21 protein-coding genes and 1 pseudogene are annotated in these 21,714 nt (G+C 30.8%); 11 read left to right on the forward strand and 11 right to left on the reverse strand.

The features are described from left to right. Positions 1-133: 133 nt before the first annotated feature. Complete coding sequence (locus J5A73_RS02970; RefSeq protein ID WP_211616477.1) at positions 134-6,895, forward strand: autotransporter-associated N-terminal domain-containing protein; 6,762 nt, start codon at positions 134-136, stop codon at positions 6,893-6,895. A gap of 220 nt (positions 6,896-7,115) precedes the next feature. Here the strand turns inward: J5A73_RS02970 and J5A73_RS02975 are convergent, their stop codons facing one another. After that, complete coding sequence (locus J5A73_RS02975) at positions 7,116-7,514, reverse strand: hypothetical protein (protein WP_249069367.1); 399 nt, start codon at positions 7,512-7,514, stop codon at positions 7,116-7,118. Positions 7,515-7,587: 73 nt separating this feature from the next. After that, positions 7,588-8,940 carry a M18 family aminopeptidase gene (locus J5A73_RS02980; protein WP_211616479.1) on the reverse strand — a complete coding sequence of 451 codons (1,353 nt, stop codon included), beginning with the start codon at positions 8,938-8,940 and terminating at the stop codon, positions 7,588-7,590. Between the two features lie 262 nt (positions 8,941-9,202). Between J5A73_RS02980 and J5A73_RS02985 the strand changes: the two genes are divergently transcribed. Then, positions 9,203-10,360, forward strand: a complete 1,158-nt coding sequence (locus tag J5A73_RS02985; RefSeq protein WP_211616481.1) for an autotransporter outer membrane beta-barrel domain-containing protein — start codon at positions 9,203-9,205, stop codon at positions 10,358-10,360. Between the two features lie 267 nt (positions 10,361-10,627). Here J5A73_RS02985 and J5A73_RS02990 read toward each other — a convergent pair whose 3' ends face one another. Then, on the reverse strand, positions 10,628-12,610 hold the full coding sequence (locus tag J5A73_RS02990; RefSeq protein ID WP_211616483.1) for a translation factor GTPase family protein: 1,983 nt from the start codon (positions 12,608-12,610) through the stop codon (positions 10,628-10,630). 315 nt (positions 12,611-12,925) lie between these two features. Here J5A73_RS02990 and J5A73_RS10415 point away from each other — a divergent pair, with 315 nt between their 5' ends. The 9 genes and pseudogenes from J5A73_RS10415 to J5A73_RS03025 form a co-directional block, all read left to right on the forward strand. Continuing rightward, positions 12,926-13,231: a helix-turn-helix domain-containing protein gene (locus J5A73_RS10415; protein ID WP_249069368.1), complete on the forward strand. Its 306-nt coding sequence runs from the start codon at positions 12,926-12,928 to the stop codon at positions 13,229-13,231. Further along, the gene (locus tag J5A73_RS02995; RefSeq protein ID WP_305798730.1) at positions 13,221-14,024 is read left to right on the forward strand and encodes a transposase; all 804 of its coding nucleotides are present in this window, start codon (positions 13,221-13,223) and stop codon (positions 14,022-14,024) included. The genes J5A73_RS10415 and J5A73_RS02995 overlap by 11 nt, the downstream gene beginning before the upstream one ends. A gap of 214 nt (positions 14,025-14,238) precedes the next feature. After that, entirely contained in the window at positions 14,239-15,507 is a 1,269-nt protein-coding gene (locus tag J5A73_RS03000; RefSeq protein WP_211616485.1) for a YcjF family protein, read from the forward strand. A gap of 39 nt (positions 15,508-15,546) precedes the next feature. Then, entirely contained in the window at positions 15,547-16,107 is a 561-nt protein-coding gene (locus tag J5A73_RS03005) for a hypothetical protein (protein WP_211616487.1), read from the forward strand. 40 nt (positions 16,108-16,147) lie between these two features. Beyond that, positions 16,148-16,561 carry a hypothetical protein gene (locus J5A73_RS03010; RefSeq protein WP_211616489.1) on the forward strand — a complete coding sequence of 138 codons (414 nt, stop codon included), beginning with the start codon at positions 16,148-16,150 and terminating at the stop codon, positions 16,559-16,561. Further along, positions 16,543-16,698, forward strand: coding sequence for a hypothetical protein (locus tag J5A73_RS03015; RefSeq protein ID WP_211617474.1), 156 nt, complete (start codon positions 16,543-16,545; stop codon positions 16,696-16,698). The genes J5A73_RS03010 and J5A73_RS03015 overlap by 19 nt, the downstream gene beginning before the upstream one ends. 54 nt (positions 16,699-16,752) lie before the next feature. Then, complete coding sequence (locus J5A73_RS10645) at positions 16,753-16,887, forward strand: hypothetical protein (protein WP_256438648.1); 135 nt, start codon at positions 16,753-16,755, stop codon at positions 16,885-16,887. A 25-nt stretch (positions 16,888-16,912) separates the two neighbouring features. Continuing rightward, positions 16,913-17,461 (forward strand): HEAT repeat domain-containing protein, encoded by a 549-nt coding sequence (locus J5A73_RS03020; RefSeq protein ID WP_211616491.1) that lies wholly within the window; start codon positions 16,913-16,915, stop codon positions 17,459-17,461. Further along, positions 17,458-17,652 (forward strand): annotated as a pseudogene (locus tag J5A73_RS03025) (DUF4291 family protein); the annotation flags it as partial. The gene J5A73_RS03020 and the pseudogene J5A73_RS03025, both read left to right, overlap by 4 nt. 107 nt (positions 17,653-17,759) lie before the next feature. Here J5A73_RS03025 and J5A73_RS03030 read toward each other — a convergent pair. Genes J5A73_RS03030 through J5A73_RS03065 form a run of 8 tightly spaced genes read right to left on the reverse strand, consistent with a single transcriptional unit; the run spans position 17,760 to position 21,712 of the window. Next, positions 17,760-18,821 carry a site-specific integrase gene (locus J5A73_RS03030; protein WP_211616494.1) on the reverse strand — a complete coding sequence of 354 codons (1,062 nt, stop codon included), beginning with the start codon at positions 18,819-18,821 and terminating at the stop codon, positions 17,760-17,762. A gap of 8 nt (positions 18,822-18,829) precedes the next feature. Further along, positions 18,830-19,003: a transcriptional regulator gene (locus tag J5A73_RS03035; protein WP_211616496.1), complete on the reverse strand. Its 174-nt coding sequence runs from the start codon at positions 19,001-19,003 to the stop codon at positions 18,830-18,832. Further along, positions 19,000-19,197, reverse strand: coding sequence for a hypothetical protein (locus J5A73_RS03040; protein ID WP_211616498.1), 198 nt, complete (start codon positions 19,195-19,197; stop codon positions 19,000-19,002). The genes J5A73_RS03035 and J5A73_RS03040 overlap by 4 nt, the downstream gene beginning before the upstream one ends. Then, on the reverse strand, positions 19,194-19,355 hold the full coding sequence (locus J5A73_RS03045) for a hypothetical protein (protein WP_211616500.1): 162 nt from the start codon (positions 19,353-19,355) through the stop codon (positions 19,194-19,196). The genes J5A73_RS03040 and J5A73_RS03045 overlap by 4 nt, the downstream gene beginning before the upstream one ends. After that, complete coding sequence (locus J5A73_RS03050; protein WP_211616502.1) at positions 19,352-19,738, reverse strand: YopX family protein; 387 nt, start codon at positions 19,736-19,738, stop codon at positions 19,352-19,354. The genes J5A73_RS03045 and J5A73_RS03050 overlap by 4 nt, the downstream gene beginning before the upstream one ends. Before the next feature lie 13 nt (positions 19,739-19,751). Beyond that, a complete protein-coding gene (locus tag J5A73_RS03055) occupies positions 19,752-19,907 on the reverse strand; it encodes a hypothetical protein (RefSeq protein WP_211616504.1) in 156 nt (51 codons plus the stop codon). A 40-nt stretch (positions 19,908-19,947) separates the two neighbouring features. Beyond that, entirely contained in the window at positions 19,948-20,790 is an 843-nt protein-coding gene (locus J5A73_RS03060) for a recombinase RecT (RefSeq protein WP_211616506.1), read from the reverse strand. Position 20,791: 1 nt separating this feature from the next. Beyond that, positions 20,792-21,712, reverse strand: a complete 921-nt coding sequence (locus J5A73_RS03065; RefSeq protein WP_211616508.1) for a hypothetical protein — start codon at positions 21,710-21,712, stop codon at positions 20,792-20,794. Between the last annotated feature and the right edge of the window lie 2 nt (positions 21,713-21,714).

A 21,714-nucleotide genomic window follows, 5' to 3' on the forward strand; every position in this document is an offset into this window, starting at 1 on the left:
TAATAATTAGTGACATGAAATATAATTATTTCACTTTTTTTATGGCAAAAAATCAAATAAAAACTAATAAAAAAGAAGTAATATAAGTCATTTAATAAAAAACTAAAATTTAATTAAAAGGAGAGAATTGGAAATGACGAATAATTTAAGAAAAATAAAAAAAGATCTATGTTCATTTGCAAAAAGATGTCAAGAATTTAGGTATACTGATTCAGCGCTTATAACATTTTTAATAACAGGAACGGTAAACATTTCAAATAACCTATTTTCTAATGAGACAAATACAACAATTGAAGAGCAAAAGCAAGTAATTTCTACATCAATTAAAGATATACATCAAAAAGTTCAAGAAACTCGAAAGGAAAATAACAAACTTTTGAAAAAGACAAATTTAGAATTAATTCAGCTTATGGAACAGGGGGATCATGTTGTAAAATCTCCTTGGAGCAATTGGCAATTTGGGATTAACGGATTTTCTAGTAACTGGGGTGGAACTTTTAAAGGAAAAGGAGATAAATCTGAAAAGTATTCTTACGAAGGCGTTTATGAAAGAAGTAACAATCTATTTGAGAGAAATACTTCACCATTGAGTAAAAATTATGGAAATTTGGCATTAAGCAGAAATAGAAGAATGGCTTCATCAAATGAAAGAAATGGGCTTCGATCGACTTACGGGCTTATAAGCAATACTCCGACACAAGAGCCGCTTTTGGAAATTAATGTTGATGCTTCGATAAGACCGAAGACAGTACAAATAGATATTCCTGATTTAGGAATAAAAGCACCGCAATTAAATGCTCTATCAGTAAATGGAGTTGAACCAAAGGCAATAACAGTACCAGCTCCAAAAACACCTGAAAAAGAAATAAATATTGTTCAGCCAAGTGCAGAGCCATTTACTGGTTTCTTTTTTAATGGTACTGCCAATGCTGTAAATGTTGGAAGCAGTAATATGGTTCTCTATTCAGGTGTAAATTCAGATGATATAAAAGCAGGGAGACAACCAGATCAAATAAGGCCTGCTTTAGAAACAGGAGCTTTAGATAAAAATAATAATTTAGCAGAACTTGCCACTATTAATCAACGTCCAACAAATATTTTATATAGAAATAACCCTAATTTAAATAATTTAACTTTTCATGTTAGAGGATATTTTGGAGATGGTTCTGATGGATATACAGATGCAGGATCAGGACATGCTGGTGGTTCTGATTCAACTGGAGGACCTACTTTAGGGACAATAGGAGTTCACACATTGCAAAATGGTACAGTTTCTAATGTAACTGCTAATTTATATGGAAGAGCAGGATTTTTAACTTCAGAAACTTGGAGACATGGAAAAGTTACGATGCATAATACAAATGTAAATGTGTATGGAAAAGACAATACTGTTTACTATATAATGCCAGCGGCTTTTAAAACTATTTCTAAATATACAGATTCTAACTATCACCTTGGAGCGATACAAGGGGAAACAAATGTAAAAATGTATGGAACAGGGAATACTGTGTATCTATCATCAGGAATTTCAGCAGCAAGATTGATAAGAAACACAGGAAAAATGGAGTTAGAAGGAGCTTCAAATATTGTTTATTCTAGTTTTTCTTATGCACCAACTTGGGAAGTTGGAGTTTATGGGGGAAAAGCAGGAAAGATGAACTCATTAATTCAATTTTCACAGGATGTAGAACTTTATGGAGATGAAAACGTAGTTTTATTCTTTGGAAGTAAAATTGGAGGAAGTCCAAAATCCTGGGAAGCAACTGATAGAAATCAGGAATCAAGTGCCGGTTATTTGAGAAAAGCTTCATATATAGGGATTTATCAGGGAGAACTTGATATAAAGGCTAGAGTAGGAGGACAGTTAGCTATAAACCCTACTGCTGCAACTCAAACAGCCAGTGGACAGTTAGTTGAAGATTTAACTAATCCGACAGCACCTAAATATAAAGGATATACAGATAAAACAGTTGACGGTGGAGTAGGACTATATGTAATGTCTGGACAAAGAAAAGGAATAGATGTACTTAAAGATATGGGAGTTCCTGTTTCAGTTACTCCAACTTTAGATGACTTAAAACTTGATCCTATCCATAACTTAGAAGTTGGGAAGTTGGATATTAATTTTGGAAAATACTCTAAAAATGGATTTATGATGATAGCAAAAGAAGGAAGTGTTATTGATGTTGGAAAAGCTACTCATCAATATTATGTAACTAATCTGAGTACATCAATTACAGATGGTGTAAATGGAGATGCAACAACAGAAGCTGATGCATCGACAGGAACAACAATAGCTTATGCAGAAGGAACTTGGGATCAGGCTAAACATCAGTTAGGTTCTAAACAAACAGATGTTGATCAAAATGATGCAGATGCAGCGGCTATAAATGGAAATCCTGCATTAAGGAAAAATGTTGGAGATCCAAGTGCAACTTCAACAGCTTCTATGTTACAGGGATTACCTTCTGAAGTAAATGTCTATCCTAATGTGGTATTGGCTTCAAAAGAAGGAATAGCCTATATGGGTGACAATAAAGGTATTGTAAATGCAGGAACACAGGCAAATCCTACAACTACAGAAGCAGTAAATTACAAATCAATAATTGGATTTGCACGAGATGAAGGAATTGTTAATATTCATGGAAATATTGAAGCAATAGATAAAAATGCTACTCAGAATAAATTTGAGAATATTGCAGGTCTAGCTACAAAAACGGCAACTGGAACATCTGGGGGAACTGTTAATATAGAAGATGGAAGTATTAAAATAAGCGGTATGGCAGGATTTGCTTCGGGGACTGGTTCAGTTGTAAATATAAATAATGGTCTTAATAATAAGATTCAGACTGGAGAAAATGGAGCGTTGGCTGCGGTTGACGGTGGAAAGGTTGATTTTAGCGGTGGAACGATTTATCAAGAAGATAAGGCGACAACTTCGGATGTGGTGGCAGCTGGTTCGACAACTGTTGATCATGCAAAATCGACTCCATTTTATGCTGATAATTCTTCAAAAATTGAATTTAAAGGTACAACTACAATAAATATGGCAGACGGGATACTTATGCCAGGAACAGATGCAACTAATTATGATGGTGGAAATACTTCAGCTACGGCTAAATATCTTGGAATGAATTATGTAACTGTAAATTTAACAGGAGATAATGCGATACTTCGTACATATACTGGAGATACGACTAATTGGACTGGCGGTACGACAGGAACTACGAATATAAAAAACGATATGCAGCTTGCAGCATTGAATACAAATAATCATGATTATAAAATTTATTATATAGACGGAATATTTAATCTTAATAATAATCAAAATTTAGATGACAACAATGACGAATTTAACAAAAATTTAGGTCTTTCAAACGAAAAATTTACGATAGCAAATGGCGTGACTGTAAGTTCTGCAACTGGAAAAGGATTGTCAATGGCTTCTCATGATGGTGTTGCAACTAATGCAACTACAGGGTACACAAATAATGGAACTGTTGACATAACAGGAGGAACTGCTTCTAAAACTGCAGCAATATCTACAAGTTTTGGATATGTGGATAATAAAGGTACGATAAATGTTGATAAGGGAATTGGAGCTTATGGAGTAAATGGAAGTTCTCTTACGAATAATAATGCTATAAATATTACTTCGAGCGGTGTTGGTATGGCAGGATTTGCTTCTGCTTCAAAATTGAAAACTTATGGAACGGATGATAAAATTTCAAACGGAATATTACTAGCGGCTGACAAAGTTTTGGAAATAACTAATAATGGGACAATAACTGTTGCAGGTAATGGTTCGATTGGACTATATGGAAATACAAACGATATTGCAGGAACTGGATTAGTTTTAACATCAAATGGAGTTATTTCAAATAATGGCAAAATAGTGATGACTGGCGATAGCGGTGTTGGTATTGTGTCAGAAGGAGCTGGGAATACAGTTAATTTAGGGGGAACTGGAAGTTCTGATATTTTAGTAGGAAAAAGCGGAATTGGAGTTTATGCAGGTGGAACGAAGAGCGAAGTGAATTTTACTTCAAATACTGGAGTTGAAATTAAGGATAAAGGAGTAGGAATTTCAGTTTCAAGCGGTTCTGTTATAAATCCGAATGGAAATAAATTTGAAATAAAATATACAGGTTCAGCAAATGCTTCTGGAGCAGGTATTTTTTATGACAGCACGGCTACAAACATAACTGATGTGGATATAGTAAATACTAGCAGCGATAAAGGAATAGTTGGAATTTATGCAACAAAAGGAACTCTTGCAAATGCGGCTGCAATAACCGATAAGAGCGGAAAAGCCTATGGAATTTACTCTGATGGAGCAGATGTCATAAATAGCGGAATATTGACTATGAAGGACAAGGGTAAAGGAATACTTAGTACAAATGGAAATGTTACATTGACAAATAATTCTGTAATTACATTAGGAGAAAATGAAGCAATCGGTGTATATACAAAAGGAACTGGAAATCTGATAAAAGCCGATGCAGGTTCAAAAATGACAATTGGCAACGGTTCGTATGGATTTATCAATGAAGGATCTGGAAATACGATAATAAGTGATGCAACAGTTTCACCTGCTGGAGATAATACCGTTTTTGTATTTTCAAGAGATACATCTGGAAATGTAATCAACAACACTCCATTGACTTCAACTGGTTCACTAAATTATGGACTTTATTCAGCAGGAAATGTGGTAAATAAGGCTGATATTAATTATAGTTCAGGTATAGGAAATGTTGGAATTTACAGTATTTATGGAGGGACTGCCGTTAATAGCGGTACTGCTAGAATTGCGGTAGGAGCTTCGAGTGTTGGAAATACTAATCCAGCTGATAATTATTATGCGATAGGAATGGCTGCGGGATATGTTGGAGATGCCGTAAAGCCAGCATATTCTGGAAATGTGGTAAATGAAGGAATTATTGATGTTAATGGTGAACATAGTATTGGAATGTATGGAACGGAAAGAGGAACGACTGTAACAAATAATGGAACTATTAACCTTAATGCAAGTAACACGACTGGAATGTATCTTGACAATGGAGCTTATGGAATAAATAACGGAATTATCCGTTCAAATGGAACAGGATTGAGAAGACTTGTAGGAATGGTAGTTAAAAACGGTTCAACAATTGAAAATAATGGGATTATTCAGATTGATGCGATAGATGCGGTAGGATTGCTTGCTAAAGGAAATTCGGCAGGTAAAAATGTGGGAATAATTAAGAACTATGGAACATTGAATATAACAGGAAGCGGATCAGAAAATTCAGTAGTTCCAGCTGAAGGTCAAGATTTGGCTAAAGATATGGGAGGTGTAAAAATACATGCACCAGCGGGATCTCAAACAGCCACAATAACTGTAAACGGAGTTCCAGTAATACCAGAACTAGCTTCAACAACAGCCAAAGAATTTAAGCCGATGGAAGTTTCAACAATTGGAATGTACATCGATACTTCAAATAAACGGTTTACAGTGCCTGTAACAGGATTAACTCAATTAAGCACATTAAAACAAGCCGATTTAATTATAGGAAATGAAGCCGCTCAAAATACAACTGGAAAATACATTCAAGTAAGCAAAAAAATACTTGCACCATACAATCAAATGATTTTAAATAATCCACAAATTGAAAAATGGAGCATTTATTCAGGTTCACTAACTTGGATGGCAAGTGTTGCACAAAATCAGACAGATGGAACAATAGAAAATGCCTATATGGCAAAAATTCCATATACAGAATGGGCAGGAACAGACAAATCGCCAGTAAATAAAACAGATTCATATAATTTTGCAGATGGATTAGAACAAAGATATGGCATAGAAGCACTTGGAAGCAGAGAAAATCAATTATTTCAAAAATTAAATGGAATTGGAAATAATGAAGAAGTATTATTATATCAAGCGATGGATGAAATGATGGGACACCAATATGGAAATATTCAGCAAAGAATCAATGCAACTGGAAACACTTTAGACAAAGAATTTAATCATTTACAGAAAAATTGGCAAAATCCATCTAAACAAAACAATAAAATCAAAGTATTCGGAATGAGAGATCAATATAAAACTGATACAGCAGGAATCATCGATTATACAAACAATGCTTACGGAGTGGCTTATGTTCACGAAAATGAAACAGTTAAATTAGGAAATTCAAGCGGATGGTATGCTGGAGCTGTAACAAATAGATTCAAATTCAAGGACATCGGACATTCAAGTGAAGATCAGACAATGCTTAAAGCCGGAGTATTTAAGACAATGTCGCCTAAGAAGGACTACAATGGAGCATTGCAATGGACAATCGGCGGAGATGTTTTTGCAGGAATTAACAATATGAAACGTAAATTTTTAGTTGTTGATGATGTATTTGAAGCCAAGTCAAATTATAATTCCTACGGTGCTGTACTGAAAACAGATTTGGGATATGACATAAGAATGAGTGAGAGAACACATTTAAGACCTTATGGAATGCTAAAAATGGAATATGGAAGATTTAACAGCATAAAGGAAGATTCAGGACAAATGAGACTGGAAGTTAAAGGTAACGACTATTTCTCTGTTAAGCCTGAAGCTGGAGTAGAGTTTAAATATGTACAGCCATTGGCAGTAAGAACTAATTTGACAGTTGGATTGACAGCCGCTTATGAAAATGAGCTTGGAAAAATTGGAGATGTCAATAATGAAGCTAGAGTTAGATATACGAATGCTGACTGGTTTGGAATTAGAGGGGAAAAGGAAGATAGAAGAGGTAATGGTAAATTTGATCTAAATATTGGAGTTGACAATACTCGATTTGGTGTTACGGTGAATGCTGGGTATGATACTAAAGGAAGTAATGTTCGTGGAGGTATTGGATTTAGAGCAATTTACTAATTATTTATTATTTAAAAATGTGGAAATTTATTTGGCAAGGGGAAACTTAACCCCTTGTTTTTATTTAAATATCTTGATTTATTGTGATGTGATATGAATTAGTTATTTACACTATTTTTATACTCAAATCTATTTAAAAATTAAACTGCTAAAAATTATATAAATTTAGAGTTTGAGTAAAATAGTTATAATTTTTGAGTTCAAGTTTAAAGCAGTTTTACTATGATATATTATTTTTTTCTTTCGGAATTCCTATTCCATTTAAAAATAAATCTATTTCTTTTTCAAGATCCGCTACATCTTCTCTTGCGTAGTGCTCGTAATCATTTCCCAATTTTAGCGTTCTTAACGCCACTTCTCCAAGATAACTTATTTCAAACATATACTCTTCTACAACCAATTTTGTTTTATTATTTATTTCATCATCGCAAAAATCTATCACTAATGTTACCGTAAAATCCGAAAGATCTTTTAAATCAACTTTCCTGTCATTTACAAAATAATGTAAAATGCTTTGTTTTATAATAAATTCCAAATCGCTTTCAATAAAATCTCTTGGCTTATCCATATTGTGTGCAACATAAACTAACACTTTATCTAAAAATATCGTATCAATCAACTCCTAACTTTTCTTTATTATTTTTATCAAAATTTATATAAGTTTTATTTTTTTTTTATTTATTATTTTATTTTTATCCCTTAGAAAAAAATTCTTTTGCCAATTCCTTTAGAAAAAAAATATCATAAACTCCGCACATTTCTCTTGCTGAATGCATAGCAAGCATAGGAACTCCGACATCTACTGAATCTATTCCCAAGTGAGTTGCAGAAATTGGACCAATTGTCGAGCCACCAGGTTCATTTGATTCATTTACAAAACTCTGAATTTTTATATCTGTTCCTTCAATTAATTGCTTGATTACAGAAATTGAATAGGCATCCGATGTATATCTCTGTTTTGCACTTATTTTCAAAGATAAACCTTCGTTCATTTTTCCACGATTTGTTGGGTCTGTTTTAGAAATATGTGCAGGATGTGCAGCGTGTGCGGCATCAGCTGAAAGCATAAAAGAATTTTCAACCATCTGTAAAAACTCAAGTCTGTTAAATCCCAATGTCAAAGCGATTCTCTCCAATGTGTTTAGTAAATAATTAGAGTCAGCTCCCTGTTTTGTTGCACTTCCGATTTCTTCATTGTCAAATGCAACAAATAGATTAATTTTATCCTCATTTTTACTGGCTTCAAAAAGTCCAAGCAGTCCCGTATAAACTGAAGCCAAATTGTCGATTTTAGGTGAAGAAATCATTTCTTCATTTGCACCCAAAAGACAACCTTTTTCCCAACAATAGACATATAAGTCAAAATCAAGAATATCTTCTCTTTTTATATCAACATTTTCTAAAATTAATTTTGTAAGAAATTCTTCTTTTTCAAATTTTTTGTTTATAAGGGAAATCACTGGTAAGACATCATTTTGTCTGTCTATTCTTACTCCATTATTAACTTCTCTATTTTGATGAATTGCCAAATTTGGTATCGTCATAATGGGTTTGTCTATTTTCACTTTTATAGTTTTTGGCGAAAATATATTTTTCCCTTTTACAATAATTCTTCCCGCAACGGATAAAGGTCTGTCAAACCAAGTGTTTAAAATTGGACCTCCATAAACTTCTGTATTTAATCTCAATATATTTTCTGTTATCATTTCAGGATTTGGTTTAATTTTAAAACAAGGAGAATCTGTATGTGCCGCAAATATTTTAAATCCTTTTTTTATATCAATGTTTTCTCCCACTGTAAATGCTATTATCGTAGAACTTGACTTTTTAAAAAAATATTTTCCACCTTTTTTCAATTTCCACTTTTCTTGTGGCATAAGTCTCAAAAAATTATTTTCTTCCAAAATATCAGAGCAATTTTTTACAACATGAAATGCACTTGCACTTTCATCAATAAATTCAATAACTTCTCTTCCAAAACTTTTTACTTCCATATCCAAAAATTTTTCTTGAATATCAACCAATTCTTTCGTATTATGTATCACCTATATGTCCTCCTGTAAATAAATTTCTTAATACTTATATTATACCCCGAAAATCAAAAAATCCTAAAATTTTTTTTATTTTATAAATTAATTGAAATATTAATTATTAAATGTAACATTTTTTTAGTTTCTTCAAATTTAATAATAGTTGATGCATCAGGAGAAGTCATAGCACTAGTAAATGTAGATACAAATGTAGCAAGTCCAGCTCCATCAGAAGTTACGGTTACTGATTTATCAAGAGGAACTGTAAATGTATTAGATGCGACAAGCTACGATTATTCAAGTTAAACCATCGCTGTCACAAGCAACAGCTGTCGGAATGTATATCGATACATCTGGAATAAATTACACAAATCCTATTCAAGGTCTTAATAATTTATCGGGACTTACTGATGTTGAATTAATTTTTGGAGCAGAAGCCACAAAATATACTAATGCAAAAGCTATAAAAATTGGGGATAATATATTAAATCCATATAACAGTGCATTAGCAAGTATTATAAGTCCAGGTGGAACTACTTTAGAAGCATTTTCTGCAAACTTGACTTGGATGGTGCAGCCTGTAAAATCTGCAACGACTGGATTGCTTGACACAGCTTATTTGATAAAAGTGCCGTACACAGGATTTGCTCAAGCAGTCGATGAAATGAAAGGTCATCAATATGCAAATATTCAACATAGAATTAATGGCACAGGAAATTTACTTGACAAAGAGTTTAAATATTTGCACAATGAATGGAGAAATCCTTCTAAACAAAATAACAAAATTAAAGTTTTTGGAATGAAAGACGAATATAAAACTGGAACTGCGGGAATTATTGATTATACAAGTGATGCTTACGGAGTAGCTTGTGTTCACGAAGATGAAACATTTGAGTTAGGAAATTCGTCTGGATGGTATGCTGGAGCTATTCACAACAGATTTAAGTTTAAAGATCTTGGAAAATCGAATGAAAACCAAACAATGTTAAAAACAGGTGTTTTTAAAACAATGTCACCATATGCGGATCACAATGGTTCACTTAGGTGGACAGTTGCTGGAGATGTGTTTGTCGGAGTAAATGAGATGAAGCGTAAATTCTTCGTAGTTGACGATGTATTTAATACAAAATCTGATTATTATTCATATGGAGCAGCATTAAAAACTGACTTAGGTTATGACATAAGAATGAGTGAGAGAACTCACTTGCGACCTTATGGAGCATTAAAAATGGAATATGGAAGATTTTCTAACATAAAAGAAAATGAAGGGCAAATTCGATTGGAAGTGGATAAAAACGACTATTTCTCAGTAAAGCCAGAAGCTGGAATAGAATTTAAATACATTCAACCACTAGCTGTGAGAACTCAGTTGTCAGTTGGACTTACAGCAGGAGAAAATTTAAGAGGAGGACTTGGATTTAGATTAATTTACTAATCTTTAAAATAAAAAAAACAGTGAGATTTTTTGTATTTTCACTGTTTTTTATTTTATAAGTGAACTACTCCCACTTGTAGAAGAGAGAGCTTCTTGGGAAGTATCTGCTTTTGCAAATATATTTACCAAGCTCAATGGGCAGTCCCTACCCTGACTATGAGTATTATACCATATAAGAGCTGTTATTTCAACCTATATTTTGCAATTCATCTCCCACTTACAGAAGAAGGAGACTTCTTGCTATCTTTTTGTTAAACTTATTCAAAATTATTTTTTTCTGATTTCAATTATTTTTTGTGCTAATTCATAAGGAACTTCTTCGTATTTTAAAAGTTTCATCTCAAAATATCCTCTTCCTTTTGTCATTGCTTTTAAATCATTTGCATATTTAAATGTTTCTACCATTGGAACTTCAGCTGTAATCTTTTGTTTATCGGATTTGTGAGCATCCATACCAATAATTTTTCCACGCTTTTTGTTAATATCTCCCATTATATCTCCAATACAGCTTTCAGGCACAAAAATTGTAAGTTCCATAATTGGTTCAAGCAAAGTTGGTTTAGCTTCAAGCATTCCTTTTTTGAAAGCTAAATTTGCTGCGATTTTAAAAGCCATTTCTGAAGAATCGACATCGTGATAAGAACCGTCATATAAAACTGCTTTTATATTTGTGACAGGATAATCCGCTAAAACTCCGTGAGCAAGTGATTCTCTTAATCCTTTTTCAACAGCTGGAATATATGACTTGGGAACTTTTCCTCCAGTGATAGTTTCTTCAAATATAAAATGCTCATCGCAAGGAGAAAATTTGATAAGCACATCTCCATATTGTCCGTGTCCTCCCGATTGCTTCTTATATTTTCCTTGAACATCCGAATTTCCTTTAATAGTTTCACGGTATGGCACTTTTAAGTCAACTGTTTTTATATCAACTCCGAATTTAGATTTTAGTTTTTCAATCAATGTGATGGAATGCAGTTCTCCTTGCACTCCCAAAATAGTTTGCTTTGTTTCCATATCCCTTTTCCAAGAAAAAGCTGGATCTTCTTCCATAAGTTTATTAAGTCCAGTTGACATCTTTTCATCATCATTTTTATTTAATGGTTCTATTGCAACCAAAAGTTGAGCTTTTGGGAAAGTGATATTTTTTTGTGCAGTTTCATTTTTATCAGTTGAAAGTGTGTCTGAAGTTTGAGTGCTTTCAAGTTTTGTTAATAAAACGACATCTCCACAGACTCCTTTTTTTAAAAATTCTATTTTTCCAGACACATTTGTTCCAAGTTTTCCAATCTTTTCACTTTTTTTCTTATTCAAATTATAAATTTCTGAATCAGATTTTAACTCTCCAGATAAAACTTTTGCATAAGAAACTTTTCCCAAAAATGAATCAATTATTGTTTTAAAAATTTGGCAAGTAGTTTTATCTTTTTTAGCGTCAACTTTTGGATTGTCCATCGGTTCTGGCAAATAGTCTCTTATCATGTCAAATGTTGTGTGAAGTCCTATATTTTTTGTAGTTGAACCGCAAATAACAGGAATTACGCTGCAATCTAGTACACCTTTTCTAAGTCCAGCGTGAATTTCATTTGTAGTAAATTCTTCTCCATTAAAATATTTTTCCATCAATTCTTCACTTGTTTCAGCAACCGCTTCCAAAAGCATCTCACGAATCGGCAAAATCTTGTCGTCCATATCAGTTGGCATATCTGCATTGACACATTCAGAGCCATTATATTCACGGGCGAACATATCCACAACATTTATATGTCCCTTGAAATTAGCAGCAACTCCCCAAGGTACATGAAATGGTGCAATTCTTTTACCATATTTTTTTCGAAGTTGCAAAAGAATTTTTTCGTAGTCAGCTTTTTCGCTGTCAATTTTATTCACGAATATGAATCGTGGGATATTTCGGCTGTCGGCAAGTTCAAGAGCAGTTTCAGTTCCGACAGATAAGTCAGCAGTTCCGTCAACTGTGATAATTGCTCCATCACACGCTGCAAGTCCAGATTCAAGTTCCCCAAAAAAATCAACATATCCAGGCACATCAAAAAAATTAAATTTGAAAGATTGATATTCAATTGCATGTAGGGCAAGCGAACTGCTTATTTTAACATTATCGCTAGAATTAGGAATTTTATTTGTAAGTTTTGCCGTAAATTCAAGAGCGGAAGTCATATTACTTTTTCCAGCACCACTTTCTCCCAATAAAGCAATGTTTCTAATGTTATTGCCATCATATATTCTCATAATTTTCTCCTCTCAATTAACAATTTTTTGCTAATATAAATAAAAATTTAATTCTCTATACTAAATTTTAACTTGAAATACGAAAAAAACAAGAGATAAATAAAAAAAAATCTTATGATTTTATATTTTTTAACAAAAAGATAGCAAGAAGTCGTAGGCTTTCTACAAGTGGGAGATGAATTGCTTTTTTTATTGAAAAAAGGATACATCCATGATATAATTTTTGTATAAAATATCGAAGAAAAGTTATAAATAATAAAATTTCTAAAGAAATAATTAAAAATAATATTCAAAATCAAAAGGAGGTGTAATTTTATGAAATATAATTTAGCATTCAAATACAGGATTTATCCAAATAAGGAACAAGAATTGTTGATAAATAAGACTTTTGGATGTGTTCGTTTTGTTTATAATACGATTTTATACATCGCTAATAAAATTTATGAAGAAACTGGAAAAAATAAAATAATTACACCTGCCAGTTTGAAAAGTGAAAATCAATTTTTAAAAGAAGTAGATAGTCTGGCACTTTCAAATGCTCAATTGAATGTAAAACGATCGTTTACGAATTTTTTTCATAAGAGAGCGAAATTTCCAAGGTTCAAATCTAATAAAGAATAATGTTAAAAGTTACACGACAAATTGTGTGAACAATTCGATACGAATTGAGGAAAACAAATATTTGATTTTACCAAAATTGAAAAGAATAAAATTAAAATATCATAGAGAAATACCGAAGGATTACAAGATAAAGTCAGTAACATTGACAAACAGTAATGGAAATTACTATGTTTCTGTTTTGACGGAATTTAAAAAAGAAATTCAAAAGGTAGCTAGTAATGATAAAGTAATTGGACTTGATTTTTCAATGTCTGAATTATTTGTCAGTTCTGAAAACCAAAGGGCTGATTATCCAAAATATTTTAGAATGCTGGAGAAAAAATTGAAAAAATTACAGAAATCATTATCAAGAAAAGTGAGATTTTCTAAAAATTGGTATAATCAAAAAGCTAAAATATCAAAATTACATGAGTACATCAAAAATTGTCGAAAAGATTTTCTGCATAAATTATCGAAAAAATTGTCTGAAGAATATGATGTTGTGGTTGTTGAGAATTTGAATATGAAAGGGATGAGCCAGGCATTAAATTTTGGGAAAAGTGTAGGAGATAATGGATGGGGAATGTTTTTGAGGATGCTTGAGTACAAGTTGATGTTTTTAGGAAAACAATTTTTAAAAATAGATAAGTGGTTTCCGTCTTCGAAAACTTGTAGTAAATGTGGAAATATCAAAAAGGAACTGAAATTATCAGAAAGAAGTTATAAATGTGAGTGCTGTGGAATTGAAATTGATAGAGATTACAATGCTGCAGTGAATATAAAAAACATTGGAAAAGAAATGTTGAAATATTAAGAAAATAAAAGAAGACAGGGTAGGAACTACCCAAAGAGCTTGGTAAATATATTTGGCTAGCAAAAGCAGATACTTCCCAAGAAGCTCCCGCTTCTAAAAGCGGGAGTAGTTCACTTTTTTTATAAGTAAAACAAAATCTAAAAATAGTATACTTACAATGAGATTAAAAATAAAAACATGTGAAAAATTTATTTAAAAAAGAGAGGGGAAAAATATGGATGTTAAAGAATTTAAAGATTTAATTGAAATAGAAAATAATCAAAAGAATGAAAATAATCAAAAAGTTGGAACGAGAGAAGAAATTTTAAAAAGTCTTAAAGGTCTAATGATTAGTAATGGAGCAATAATTTTTGATAAAGAAAAAGAAAAAAATAGAGAAGAAAAATTTTTTAAATCTTATTCTGGGAAAGAGACTGTAAATATCATTGTTTCTGGAAAAACTGGAGTTGGAAAAAGTTCGCTAATTAACTATATTTTTGGGAAAGAAGTTGCTAAAATTGGAGTTGGAATGCCAGTAACTCAAGAAATAAAATGTTATCATCTGGAAAAAGACAATGTAAATTTATACGACACAAAAGGAATTGAAGCGGAAGACTATGAGCAGACATTGGCAAATATTCAAGATTTTTTGGATGAAAAGCAAAAGTCTAAAGATGAAAATGAGCATATCCACATCGCTTGGCTTTGTATCAGCGAAAAAAGCGGCAGAATTGAAACTGCTGATGTAAGACTTTTGGATATTCTTGAAAATTGCGGAATTCCAACAATTGTTGTATTTACAAAAAGAGATACTTTGAAGGAATCTGAATTTGTGAAAAAAGTTATTGATGAAAAAATGCTGGAAAAAGCAAGAGCATTTGTGAGAGTTCGAAATGTTAAAGAAATGTTTGAAATTGATGATGAAATAGTAGTTTTAAATCCAAAAGGCGCACAGGAACTGTTGCACGAAACATATAAATATATTTCAGAAGGCAGACAGAATGCAGTAAAAAAAGCTCAAACTATAATTTTAAAGGAACGGCTTGAAACAATGGCAAAAGAAGCTGCTGATGCGACAAATAAATACGCTTTTCTTGCGGCTGGAATCGGAGCAACACCGTTACCATTTCCAGATTCAATAGCTCTTGCGGCGTTACAGACAAAAATGATAATTGATATAAACACAATTTATCGTGTAGACGCAGGAACTCACACTTTTACCGACATTGCGGCGGCACTAATTTCAATAACAGGTATAGCGCAAATTGGAAAATTGGCTGCAAATTTGTTAAAAATTATTCCAGTTATTGGCTGGGCTGCAAATGGTGCAGTTGCTGGAAGTATTACAGGAGCAATTGGATTAGGTTATTCAGAATATTTAAAAAATAATGTGAATAATGAAACTGGAGAAATTATTTTAGACTTAGATGACTTAAAAGAAAATTTCTTGAAATATTTTAATGAATTTAAAAATATGAAAATATTAAATAAAAATGTTAAATAAAAAATAGAAAGAAAAAATAAAAAGAAAAAAGGGAGAAAGATGAAGCGGATATTTATTTCATTTTGTCGGAGCAATGACAAAAATATTATAGAAAAATTAATAAAAAATGTAACAAAGTCAGATTTTATTCATTGTGAAATGATAGTCGGAAATACGGTCTACGATTATTCAGAAAATTTAAATAAAGACGGAAAAATGAAATGGTATCTGCCAAATCGTCTGGAAACAAGGACATATTTAGAAAATCGAGCAGAAATTTTTGAAATTAATTTTCCAGAAGAAGAGTTTGGAAAAATCCAAAATTTTGTGGAAGAATATTTTGAGAAAAATAATTATGATAAAAGTATGAAAGTTTTCACAATCGGAGATTTTGGTTTTGGAAATGAAAAGTATGTGAAGGGAAGTTTCAGCAAAAATATGACTATTTGTTCAAATTTTTGTTTTGAAGTTTTAAAATATATTGTGAAAAATTATTATGCGAATAATCAAAAATTTAATGAAAAAATTGATGAGATACAGAAAAAGTATGACGAAAAGCGGGAGTATATTACACCGGGGTGGTTGTTTGAGATGGGGAAGATGATGGAGATGTGGGATTGAATATAGAAATAATTGAGATCGAGAAAGACAATACAAAAATATGAAAAAAGAAGAAAATAATACAGAAATACAAAACATTAGAATTTTAAACAATGGAAAAGTAGAAAAAAGTAAACTATTTTTATTAGAATTTGAAGATGAAATTAATTTGAAAATAGAAATTGAAAATATGGTATATTTTTCAAAAAGTGATAATATATTTGATTCTGTTGTAGAATTACGAAAAAAATTAGAATTAAAAAACATTTATTTACTTTGTAATGCTTCGGTTATTAATGTTTATCCTTCTGGAATGCAAAAAGAATTTGGAGGGACAAAGGCGTATAAATTACAAATGGGAAAACAAGCAACTTTATCTGATGTAGTAGATATTTTTGATTACGATAGTGAATTAAAAATTGGCAGTGTTAAGGAACAAGAAGAATTTTTTGAAAGTTGGTTAGAAAGTTTTTAATGAGAAATTGTTGCTTTGTTTTAAGAGCAATAGGGACGGAAGAGGCAAAAGAAAAACTTAAATTATTGGCTAAAAGTGACAAAGATATTATACGAGAACATGTTGAAGATACATTTGAAATGTATAAATTATCTTAATTAGGAAAGAGAAATTGTACTCAAGATAATGTTGTTAAAGATAAATATCCTAATATGCCAATGCCTGAAAAAAGTTCTGGCTGGGGATATAAATTTGTGCGTTTTAAAGAAGAAAAAAGACAAATAAATATACAATTAGGACAAGAAGGTGGAAAAGCACTGGAGATATTTAATAATAATATAATATAATATAAAATAATAAGGGAGTTAAAAAATGATGAATAAGTATATGAATGAAATTTTACTATTATTAAAATGGTATAATAAAGATATAAGCGATGATGAATTTTTGGAAAAATTTAGATTAAAGAAAATTAGGTACAGAAGAGAAGTTCCTAATATTGCTAAAGAAAAATTAGAAGAAGCTTGTATGAAAAAAAATGATGAAATGATGTGGGCTTATTTTTCTTTGGTTATTAATTTAAAAATAGATTTTGATGAAATTAAGGACAGTATGCAAAAAATTATAATAGGAGATTGGCATAGTGACCATGAAAATATAGCAGGTGCATTTGAAGATATAGCATCACCAAAAACAATAGAATGGGTATATTATTTAGCGTTGGCACATCAATTTGAAGGATATGAAGGAGGACTTGCAATGGCTAGAAAATGTATTCATGCACTAGGGAAAATAAATACTCCTAAATCAAAAGAAAAATTAGAATTTTTGGCTAATAATTTAAATGAGACACAAGACTTAAGGGAATCAGCAAAAAGAGAATTAAACAGACATGATTTTACAAATAAGGATGTTGAATGAAAGGAATAATTATGAAAAAAGAAGAGGAAAGAAATATTTATGCAGTATTTGATGATAAAACAATAAGAGTTTATCAGGCATATAACAATGAAATAGCAGACGAGGCTTTGAAGTTAGGAAGGTTTGGAAGTAAGTTCAGTTTAAACAGAATGACTTGGATAAAGCCGTCATTTCTTTGGATGATGTATCGTTTAAATTTTATTTATAGTTTAAATACTTGTTTTTGTTTGTTTTCATTTTATTAAAAAAAGTCAAAACTTTAAATTTTTAAACATTTTCATAAAAAAACAGTACCTTTTTAGTACTGTTCATATAAGCTATTTAGTATGTCTTTTATCAAATCATCGTCTTCTTTTAGAACGTGTGAATATATATCTAAAGTAGTTGACACTCTTTCGTGTCCAAGTCTTCTTGAAAGTGATACTATATTAACGCCTTTCGATAATAAGAAAGTTGCGTGAGAATGTCTTAAATCGTGAACTCTAATTTTTTTTAAATTGGCTTTCCGAGAGTACACATTTATATCGTTTTGAAACTTAAACTTTGTAAATCCCTCGAATAATCTAGTTTTCGGAGTAGGTTTATATAATACTTTGATATAATCTTGTATAATGTCTATAACAAATTTAGGACAATCAATAGTTCTTTTAGACTTAGGGGTTTTTGGAGTCGATATAACATCGGTTTTCTTTATTCTCTGAAAAGTTTTATTTATCCTTATTTTATGTTTTTCAAAATCTATATCTGATATTGTTAATGCTAACATTTCACCCACTCTCATACCTGTATAAAACAATATATTGAATCCAACTACAGCTTCTTTTTTATGATTGATTGCTTCTATAAATTGTTTAAATTCCTCTAATGTCCATATATTCATTTCTCCAGCGTTCTTTTTTCCAATTCTTCCAGCTGCTGAACAAGGATTTTTATTTAAATTGTAAAACTTAACTGCATAATTTAATATAGCAACAAGTTGTTCGTGAATAGCTCTTAGATATGTTTGAGCAAGATTTCCTTTTATTAGTTCATTTTGCCATTTTCTAACCAGTAAGGGAGTTATTTCTTTTATCTTGTACTTTTTAAAAAATGGTAATATCTTTTTATCAAAAATATATGTTTTGCTTTCTATTGTGCTTGGTTTTAATCTATTTTTTTGATCATCCATATAAGATTTATATAGATTTTCAAATGTTATTTCAGTGTCAGAAACAAAAGAATTTATGTAATTTCTTTCATATTCCATTGCTTCCTGTTTTTTGCTAAATCCCATTTTTTTAACTTTTTTAGAAATTCCATTTTCTTTTACATAAAAAGAAACATACCATTTTTTACTTTTTTCATCTTTATATGCTGGCATAAAAATCACTATCCTATATTGTAACGTTCATTAAAGTATTTAATGTTTACTCTTCCTCGTTGTGTTAAAAATCCTTTTTCCCTTAACTCTTCGTTTAATTTTCTTATAATTTCATAAGCTTTTCCCTCTTTGACGTTCATAATCTTCATAACATCATTGTATTCATAAAACCATTTTTTCATTTCCCCTCCATTTCTGTCATATCAAAATAATTTGTTATAACGTATTCTTTGCTTATTAAATATTCAACAACTTTTTCTAAACAACTGCTGCTAAAACTATCTATCATTTCGTCTCTATAAGTGACATACATTTTTGCTATATATCTTATTTCATTTTCAATTTTGATTTTATAAATTTCAGCATGTTTTATCATTCGGATTTTTCCTTTTCTGTTATAAATATTTCTTGTTTGAATGTGCTTTTTTCGTTTCCTAGTTTCATTAAGTGTTCTTGTACATCCACCCCTAAAACTTTGCAGATATGTTTATATACATCTAAATTATCAGTTTCAATTTTTAGCACATATTTCATTTGTTTTCCCCCATTAAGTTTTTGTTTTCATAGATATTTCCAACAATACCGCATTTATATTTTTCTAAAAATAGGTCTAATGAACAAATTATTAAAGCTGTTGGGGTTTTACGATATTTTACTTTGAAACAACCATCTTCAAAGAAAACAATTATATTCTTATATTTGTTGCAAGAAATTAAATCGTTTCCATAAATTTCTTTGTCATTTTTATCTTTAAGTCCTGTGTATTGCATTAATTCAACTTCTTCAAAATCTCTAAAAAATAAATCCTCTGTTTTAGAATTACCAAAACATAATCTATTTATACCTATAAAGAGAGTTTCTACATTTACCATTTTCTTTTCTTCTTTAAGCCAAGCCCTAAATTTTATTTCTCTCATTTTAATCCTCCTGTTAAAACTGATTTATTATATACAAGAAATCATCAAGTTCTCTATATAATTTTTCTAAATCATATGCTTCCATCTCGTTGTTTTCAACTTTTCTTTCAATTGATTTTAAATCTGAAATTATAGTGTTTATTCGTCTCAAAACGTTATCTTTGCGCATATTTTTCTCCTCCTATTTCTCTCAATGCCCCCCGCATTTGTTAGAATATTTCTTCTGAATCAAAATTTTCAGTAGTGTCTTCTTCAGAATCAATAGTTTCAACTTCTTTAATATCGTTATTATCACCGTCAGGACTATCTACATATTCAACTTCTACATTTCCGTTTGATTCTACTTCTCTTATTACAGCTTGATCTACTTTTTGTGCTGTTTGCATTTCAATGCTTAATATCCCAAATTTGCTTAACAATAGTTTTAATACAGTTTTCTTTGCCATGCTATCAAAATTTGTTTGCCAACTTGAAAATCTGCTTAAAAATGTTTTGCTAAACTTTTTAGCGTGTTCTCTTACTTCTTCCTTGCTCATTACATTGTATTTCTCGAATCCATTCGTAGTTTGAAAATATGCAATGTAGTGAGTTACCTCATCGCTTATTTTACCATCAAGATTATATTTAAGTTCATCAGTAATCGGATCATAGCTTTCAAACTGTCCTTCGTAAAGTTCTGTAACATTTATTTTTTTGTATTGTCCTGTTCTAATTGCTAGTTGTATAAACCCTTTGTAGCCTAGTTGGAATTGTGCCTCGTTTCTTCCTTTGTTATTGTATGGCACAATATAAGAAAAACCTAAATTTGGATCAATTGGTAAATCTAATGTTGCAGCTATTGCTCCAGCTTTTAAAATACTTTGTGGTTCTGCCTCTTGCAACTGTTTGTTTCCATTGGTTGTATTAATTAGCGACGTTAAAAATCCAGCCGCTTTATTTCCTAATAATTCCTTAAATTTATTTTTTGTTCTTTCATCATTTATCATTGATTTTAGTGTACTTGTTCCAACTGTTCTTTTTGATTTTCTTGGGTTTGTTAAAGTTCCTGCCATTTTATTTCATCTCCTTAAAATATTTTATATTATTTTTATCTAAAAATTGTTTTAATTCTAACGCTATCTCTTTAGGAAGCCCATTTACTTTTATGCAAATGTAAGTATCTTTTTTTTGAGTATCATCTGTTTCTTTTTGCTCTTTTTCTTGAAGAGCTTTAGCAATTGCTTCTTGCTTTTCAATTTCTCTTTTTCTTTCAAGTTCAGCGATTTCTCTTTGTTTTTCTTCTTCTGCTCTTATTCTTAAATTTTCTTCAGTTTGCTTAATTTCATTCATTTTATCATTTATTGCTTTAGAAATGACTGTATAGTCTTCTTGAATTAAATATTTCATGCTTTCAAATACAATTTTGAATTTAATTTCTTTATTTGCTTTTTCGATTTCCCGTTTTATGAAATTTTCTTTTCTGATTAATTCATCGTATTGCTGTTGTATTTCAGCTTCAATATTTATTTCTTTAAAAGTTTTATTTTCCCATTTTTTGTTTTCTGCTAAATAAACTAAGTACTCGGGTCTATCTTTAAATATGAGTTCTTTTATTGATTTTATTTTTTCTCTTTTAGCGTTATCCCATTTTTTTTCTTTGTCATGTAAATATTTTCTAACTGCATCTACTCTCTTGATTAAATTAATAAGTTTTTGATTAATTTCTTTTGTATCAGCTGTTAAATAATCCATCAAATCCTTTTTAAATTTTTCAGCACTCGATTTTGTGCTTGCCACTTCTTCCCTGTATTTTTTGATGTCTTTTACATCTGTAAATATAACGCCATAAAGTTTTTCTATTTCTTCAACTTTTTGTTCAGCCTTTTCAAAATCAATCATATCTTTATCAATTTTGGCTGGAGTTATTTTTGCACTGTCAAAAACAAACTCCATTTTAGGTAATGTAACTAATGATGTTTCAATTATTTTTTCCATTT

Source organism: Leptotrichia sp. oral taxon 218 (assembly GCF_018128225.1).
In the GTDB taxonomy this organism is placed as follows: domain Bacteria; phylum Fusobacteriota; class Fusobacteriia; order Fusobacteriales; family Leptotrichiaceae; genus Leptotrichia.